General features: G+C 73.9%; 6 protein-coding genes. 2 read left to right on the plus strand and 4 right to left on the minus strand.

Annotated features, from left to right (window positions below; all coding sequences use genetic code 11):
* Positions 1 to 686 (plus strand): M4 family metallopeptidase (locus RIF89_RS09420; RefSeq protein WP_309068862.1); only part of this gene is annotated, 686 nt, incomplete at its 5' end.
* Between the two features lie 10 nt (positions 687 to 696).
* Entirely contained in the window at positions 697 to 1,032 is a 336-nt protein-coding gene (locus RIF89_RS09425) for a protealysin inhibitor emfourin (protein WP_309068863.1), read from the plus strand.
* A gap of 68 nt (positions 1,033 to 1,100) precedes the next feature.
* Here the strand turns inward: RIF89_RS09425 and RIF89_RS09430 are convergent, their stop codons facing one another.
* From RIF89_RS09430 to RIF89_RS09445, 4 genes are read right to left on the minus strand one after another with little or no spacing between them, the layout of a single operon-like run.
* On the minus strand, positions 1,101 to 2,468 hold the full coding sequence (locus RIF89_RS09430) for an FtsX-like permease family protein (RefSeq protein ID WP_309068864.1): 1,368 nt from the start codon (positions 2,466 to 2,468) through the stop codon (positions 1,101 to 1,103).
* Complete coding sequence (locus tag RIF89_RS09435; RefSeq protein ID WP_375294461.1) at positions 2,465 to 3,202, minus strand: ABC transporter ATP-binding protein; 738 nt, start codon at positions 3,200 to 3,202, stop codon at positions 2,465 to 2,467. The genes RIF89_RS09430 and RIF89_RS09435 overlap by 4 nt, the downstream gene beginning before the upstream one ends.
* Positions 3,203 to 3,258: 56 nt before the next feature.
* Positions 3,259 to 4,131: a hypothetical protein gene (locus RIF89_RS09440; protein ID WP_309068865.1), complete on the minus strand. Its 873-nt coding sequence runs from the start codon at positions 4,129 to 4,131 to the stop codon at positions 3,259 to 3,261.
* Positions 4,132 to 6,723 carry a DUF4062 domain-containing protein gene (locus RIF89_RS09445; RefSeq protein ID WP_309068866.1) on the minus strand — a complete coding sequence of 864 codons (2,592 nt, stop codon included), beginning with the start codon at positions 6,721 to 6,723 and terminating at the stop codon, positions 4,132 to 4,134.
* Positions 6,724 to 6,945: the final 222 nt, after the last annotated feature.

Here is a 6,945-nt window from a genome sequence, read left to right on the forward strand (position 1 = left end):
GCGACCGGTACGACAACGCGTTCTGGGACGGCGCACGCATGGTCTTCGGAGACGGCGACGGCGAGATCTTCCGCGGATTCACCGGATCCCTCAGCATCATCGGGCACGAGCTCGCGCACGGCGTCACGGAGCGCAGCGCGAACCTCGTGTACCAGGGCCAGTCCGGCGCGCTGAACGAGCACATCTCCGATGTGTTCGGTGCGCTCGTCGAGCAGCACGTGCAGGGCCACACCGCCCAGGAGGCGACGTGGCTCATCGGGGACGGAATCTTCACCGAGAAGGTGCAGGGCCAGGCGATCCGGTCGATGCGCTCCCCCGGCACGGCGTACGACGACCCGGTGCTCGGGAAGGATCCGCAGCCCGCGCACATGCGCGACTACGTCGAGACGGACGACGACAACGGCGGCGTGCACATCAACTCGGGCATCCCGAACCGCGCGTTCGTCGTGCTCGCGGAAGCGCTGGGCGGCCACGCCTGGGAGCGAGCGGGCCGCATCTGGTACAAGACCCTCACGGACGATCGCATCACCACGACCGCCACGTTCGCGCAGTTCGCCGCCGCGACGAGCGTCGTGGCGGCCGAGCTGTTCGGCGACGACTCGGGCGAGGCCCGCGCGGTCGCCGAGGCGTGGGACGCCGTCGGGGTCAGCCCCGGACGGGTGCGGGAGAAGATGCGCCGGGACTAACGTTGCCCGCATGAGAGTGGTCGTGGTGCGGACGGGCGGCTTCGCCGGCATCCGCGTCACGTGGGAGGTGCGGATCGACCAGCAGCCCGACCGCCGGGAATGGCGAGACCTGGTCGAGTCGCTGCCCTGGGACGACGCCCCGTCCGCTCCCCCGCCTGAACCCGACCGCTACATCTACCGCATCACGTACGCGCAGCGCGAGGCCGTGCTCCCCGAGCGCGGGCTCGAGGGCCCCTGGCGCGTGCTCGTCGAGCGGGTGCGCGATCGTTCGCGGCGCTCGCCCGCTCCCGAACCGGGCCCGCCTCCCGGGCCGGGGCCGGGTCCGCGCGCGACGCCGGAGGCGTAGGCGCGCACGAAGGATCCGGCCCTCGACGGAGCGGCGACGAACCCGCCCCGTGCCGGCCCTGACGAGCACTACTCCGCACGGTCGGGCTGCGCGAGCACGCGCCGCAGCACGGGCCGCGTGGCGCGCAGAGCCAGCCACACCACCGCGATCCCGGCGGCGAAGCACACGGCGATCACGGCCAGCGACAGCGGCGCCATGATCATCGCGATGCCGACCAGCGGCAGCACGAGCACCCCGCCGATCAGCGCCGACACGATCACCGTGAACAGCAGCGGCGCCATCGTCGCGCGCGTGCGCGCCGCCTCGGCGACGTCAAGGGGCATCCCGATGCGATCGAGCGCGACGTGCAGCGCGCGACGATCCAGGATCGCGGCCGCCTGGTTCACGCCGACCGAGCAGGCGACCATCGCGAACGACACGACGAGGGTCAGCAGCACGCCGGTCTGGACGTCGCGCATCAGGATCTGCGCGTCCTGCGCACCCGAGACGAGGGCCATGCCCGCACCCGCGACGACCGCGACGAACGAGGTCATCGCCACGCCGCCGACCTGCCGCCACGCCGACTTCGGCGACTCGAGCACCGTGCGCGCCGCGAGCAGCTGGGCGGCCGTCTTCGCGCGGCGGAGCTGTGCGCGGGCGAACACGCCGATGAGCCAGGGGCCCAGCAGATTGAGGACGGCGAGCCCCGCACCGAACACGCCGGCGATGAGGAACGCGACCATCACGCCGGGCGCGATGGAGGGCATGTTGAGCGCGGCGAAACCGAGCGCGACCACCGCCACCGCGATCGCGACGCGCACCCAGTGCAGCTTGGGCGCGTCGGTGCGCGCGCGCACGCCGAGCGGCGACACCACGACCTGGCGCAGGCCGACCGCCGCGCTGATCGCGGCGAGCACCGCGACGCCCGCGATCACAGCCGCGACGGCGGGGAGGCCCGGCCACAGTGCGGCGCCCCCGATCGGCGCTCCGCCGAACGAGACGAGGCCGACGAGCGGCAGCAGGGCGAGGGACAGCACGACGCCCGCGAGCGCGCCGGCCAGCGCCACGGCGGTGGACTCCAGCACCGTGATGGCGCCGACCGTGCCGGTTGAGGCGCCGAGCAGGCGCAGCGTCGCGAGGCGGTCGTCGCGGCGGCGTGCGGAGAGTCGCGCGGCGGCGCCACCCAGGGAAACGAGCGGGATCACCAGCACGGCGAGAGCGATCACGCTGAGCATCTGGTAGACGCCGGCATCCGGCTGCTCTGCGACGTCCCAGCCCCAGAACATCAGCACGCCGCCCAGCACGACGAGCAGCAGCGCGGTGGTGACCGCGAATGCCACGGCGGGCAGGATGAGCGCCGCGCCGCTCTGCGCGGACGGTCGCGCGAGCAGCCACGTGAGCCGTCCGACGGGTGCGCGGCCCGACGCGGGAGCCAGCGGAGCGGGTGCGACGGTCATCGGGTCACCTCGCTCGAGACGGGAGCGGGAGCGTCGTCGGTGATCCGACCGTCCCGCATCCGGATCGTGCGGGAGCAGCGGGCGGCCACCTGCGGGTCGTGCGTCACGACCACGAGCGCGTGGCCCCGGCTGAGGGTCGAGTGCAGCAGCGCGGTCATGACGTCGGACGACGTGGCGGAGTCGAGCGCGCCGGTCGGCTCGTCGGCGAACAGGATGCGTGCGCCGGTCGCCTGGGCGCGCGCGATCGCGACGCGCTGCGCCTGGCCGCCGGACAGCTGCCCGATGCGACGCTGCTCGAGCCCCGCGAGGCCGAGCGCCGCGAGCCACTGCGCGGCGTGCGCCTCGGCATCGCGACGCGCGTGGCCCGTGAGCAGCAGCGGCAGCGCGACGTTCTCGACGGCCGTGAGCTCGGGGATCAACAGTCCCTGCTGGAAGACGAAGCCGAACTCCTCGCGGCGCAGCCGCGACCGCTCCCCCTCGCCGAGGCCGTCGATCCGCACAGGTCCCGAGCGGCCCTGCAGGGTCACGGCGCCCTGGTCCGCCGGAAGGATCCCGGCGAGCACGTGCAGGAGGGTGGTCTTGCCCGACCCCGAGGCGCCCATGATGGCGACGGCCTCGCCCGCGCGCACCTCGATCGAGACGCCGTCGAGCGCCCGGGTGGGGCCGTAGCTCTTCACGAGGCCGGCCGCGGACAGGAGGGCGGGAGTCGGCGGTGAGGTCATGGATGTGGTCATGCCTCCAGCCTGCTCGGCCGGCCCGTCCGCGGCGTCGGTCGCGGAGCGGATCCGGGTCATCCTGTGGATGTAGATCGGCTCGCCGGTCGCGGGCGGCTCCGCGGCGCCCGTCCCGACGTCCGGCGCTCCATCGTGAGGAAGAAGGCGACGTAGCCCGCCGCCGAGGCGACGATCGCGGTCGCGAACAGCCAGGCCGCCGGCCGCGTCCAGTCGACGTCCTGCGCGCGCACCGCGAGCGCCGCGATCATCACCGCGAGGCTCGCGAGCTGCGCGGCGATGATGGCGCGGAAGCTCGACCACCGCCGGTCGGCGAGCATCCAGACGCCCACCGCGCCCGGCAGGGTGAGCACGGCGCCGACGACGCGCGCGGTGAGCGGCGTGAGCGCCCAGCCCCACACGTCGATGAGGAGCTGCGGCAGCGTGAACAGCACGAGCCCCGTGAGCGACGCGGCCCCTCCCACGGTCGCGAGCGCGATCGCCCAAGCCCGCGGTATCACGGCGTCGACGGCGTCGGGCCGCCCATCGTCGTGACGGCGGTTGACGAGGAGCACGGCGAGCACGGCGAAGGGAGTCGTCGCGTACAGCGCGGCCCACGCGATGAACGACGGGTGACCGGCATGGAAGCGGTCGACGTGCAGGAGAGTCGCGATGCCGAGGAGCGTCGCGAACACGACGACGGCGGGAAAGCCCGTCCATACGAGATGCCATGCGCGGGCAAGGCACACGACCGTGAAGAACCAGATGCCGCCCACGTAGGCTGCGCCGAGCAGCATCGCCGTGAGGGGCGGCCGGATGGTCCACGCGAAGGTGACGTCCGTCTGAGTCGGCAGCACGACGAGCAGCACGCTCGCCACGACCAGGAACGGGATGATGACGGCGGACAGGATGCGGGTCGCCCTCAGCACACGGTCATCGCGCGTCGACAGCACTCAGCCCTCCCCCGTCGGTCGCAGCGCCTCGGCCACCGCCTCCGGTGTGGGAAGCGCACGGCCCGCCGCGCGCGCCGCTTCGAGATCGCTCGCGGCGGGTCCCGCGCGCAGTGCGTCGACGAACGGCGCCGCCACCGCGAAGGTCGGCACGTCGTACAGTCCCGTGCGCTCGCGCAGCACCTCGGCCGCACCGAGCAGTCGTCCCGCGTGTTCGACGTGCCCCTGCGCGGCCGCGACAGCCAACAGGCCCTCGATGCCGTACGCGAGTCCCTCGTCGTGATCGAGCTCGTCCGAGATCCGAAGGCCGGCCGCGAAGCTCTCGCGCGCGGCGTCGACGTCGCCGCGCAACAGGAATGCCGCGCCGCGGTGGAAACGCGCGATCGACTCGCTGAGCCGGTCGCCGTTGTCGTGCGCGAAGCCGAGCGCCTCGTCGAAGCGTCCGAGCGCGACGTCCGGGCGGCGCTCAAGCAGGTCGATGCGGCCGAGTGCGACGACGACGAGCCCGCAGCCCCACGAGTCGCCCACCTCCCGGAAGAGCGCGAGGCTCTCGTCGAGGGCCGCTCTGGCGCCCGACACGTCCGGCGGCCGCACGGCTCCCAGGAGCGCGAGCCCGACCGAGGCGAGCGCCAGCGCGTCCCCGGCCCGATCGCCGATCGCGCGGAACCCGGCGGCGCTCTCGCGCAGATCCGGCACGAGCGACTCGTCCGGGTCCTGCCAGAACGCGATCGCGCGGGAGAAGTACAGGGCGATGGCCCGGGTGCCCTCGTCGAGCCGGTCGCCGGCGGTGAGCACCTCGGTCATCCAGCCTCGCACCTCGCCCAGGTGCCCGCCGATCCACCAGTAGACGTAGAGCCGCCACGCGAGCAGAGCGGCGTCAGCCCATCGGTGCGACTCGATCAGGTGTCGCTCCGCCGCCCGCAGGTCGTCGGCGACCTCGGAGAGCCGGATGATCCACTCGCGCTGCATCGGCCCCTCGAGCGGGCGCTCGGCGTGAGCGGCGAGCGCGAGGAACCATCCTGCGTGCCGATCCGCCAGCTCCGCCGCGTCGCCGCGTGTCGCGAGCTGCTCACGCGCGAACTCCCGGACGGCCGCGAGCATCGTGTACACGGCGCGTTCGCCCCGCTCCTCCTGCCGGACGAGACTGCTGTCGACGAGCACGGCGAGGTCCTCGATGACATCGGCGTCGGGCGCGCCCGCCGTGACCGCCTCGGCCGCGTCCAGCGAGAACGGCCCCGCGAAGGCCCCCAGACCCGCGAAGCGGTCGCGCGCGGACGACGGAAGGAGCTGCACGCTCCAATCGATCGTGTCGCGCATGGTGCGCTGACGCTCGGGAAGGTCGCGGCCGCCCCCCGCGAGGACCGGCAGGCGGCGCCGCAGGCGCTGCAGGATCTCGGCGGGCGCCAGGGCGCGAGCGCGCGCGGCCGCGAGTTCGATCGCGAGCGGGACGCCGTCGAGGGCCAGGCAGATGTGGACGATGTCCTGCGCGTTGTCCGCCGTGAGGGCGAAGTCCGGTCGCGTCGCGCGCAGACGCTCGACGAACAGCTCGACGGCGGCGGAGCGCGCCGCCACGTCCGGCTCCGTCCGATCTGCATCCGGCAGCGCGAGCGGGCCGAGCTCGACGACCTGCTCGCCGCCCACCCGCAACAGGACCCGGCTCGTCACGAGGACGGTGAGCGTCGGCACGTCCACGAGCAGGTCGCGGAGGCCGCGCGCCGCGTCGGCCACCTGCTCGAAGTTGTCCACGACGAGCAGGAGCCGTCGGTCGCGCAGCGCCACGCGCGATTTCTCGTCCACGTCACGGGCGCCGACGTCGTGGATGCCGAGCGCGCCGGCGATCGCGAGCGCGACCTGCGAGACGTCGCGCACCGCGGTGAGATCGACGAACGCGATGCCGTCGGGGAAGTCCTCGCGCGCGGCCGCCGCGGCCTCGAGCGCGAGCCTGCTCTTGCCGATCCCTCCCGGACCGGTGACGGTGACGAGCCGCGCGCCGCCGCGCAGCAGCCCCGCGACCGCGTCGAGCTCGCGCTCCCGGCCGATGAGCCTGGTCAGCGGCGATGGCGGCGGCGTCAGGCGCGCGGGTCCCGCTGCGGACGGCGGCTCCGCTCTCGGCCCGGCGGCCGGCCGGAAGCGCTCGGACAGCAGCGTGGCGAGGTCGCCGCGCAGCAGTTCCGCGAGCTCGTCCTCGCCCGAGAAGTACACGTACGCGGCCCGATCCTCCTCACGGATACGGTCGAGCAGGGCGTCGAGCCGGGGCTCGCGCCGGTCGACCGTCTTGACGTACACGAGGCGAGGCATCTCGGCGGGCGCCAGCCGGTACTCGTCCTCCAGCCCGGAGACGTCCTCCCCCGGCGCGACCCAGCCGTACCGCTCGGCGTAGAGGCCGACGAAGATGTCGCTCTGCGCAAGGTACGCGCGGTAGAGCTCGCGCGGCGGGTGCGGCCGGGCACCGAGCTCGAACATGACGGCCGTCAGGCCCAGCTCCTCGATCACGCGGCGCGCGGCCTTCCGCTCCGTCGCCATCTCCCTCAGGGTCGAGCTGACGAAGACGCGGAGCCGCTGGTCCGGGGTTCGGATGCCCGGCGGGGTGGTCATGTGGGAAGTCTCTTCCCGTACGCCGCCGCTGTCCAGGGCGCTACACTCGCCCCACGGGGCGGCGCGCCCGCGACGGCCCGCAGCGAGGCGCATCGACAGGGGGCGTGCCGTGATCCCGGAGCCTGATTCCCCGCCGCCGACCGCTACCGTCATCGCCGTCGTCGGCTCCGTCGCCTCCGGCGTCGCCGACGAACTGGAGCGGCGCTACGGAGACGACTATCG

It is taken from the genome of Microbacterium sp. (genome assembly GCF_031178525.1).
In the GTDB taxonomy this organism is placed as follows: Bacteria; Actinomycetota; Actinomycetes; order Actinomycetales; family Microbacteriaceae; genus Microbacterium.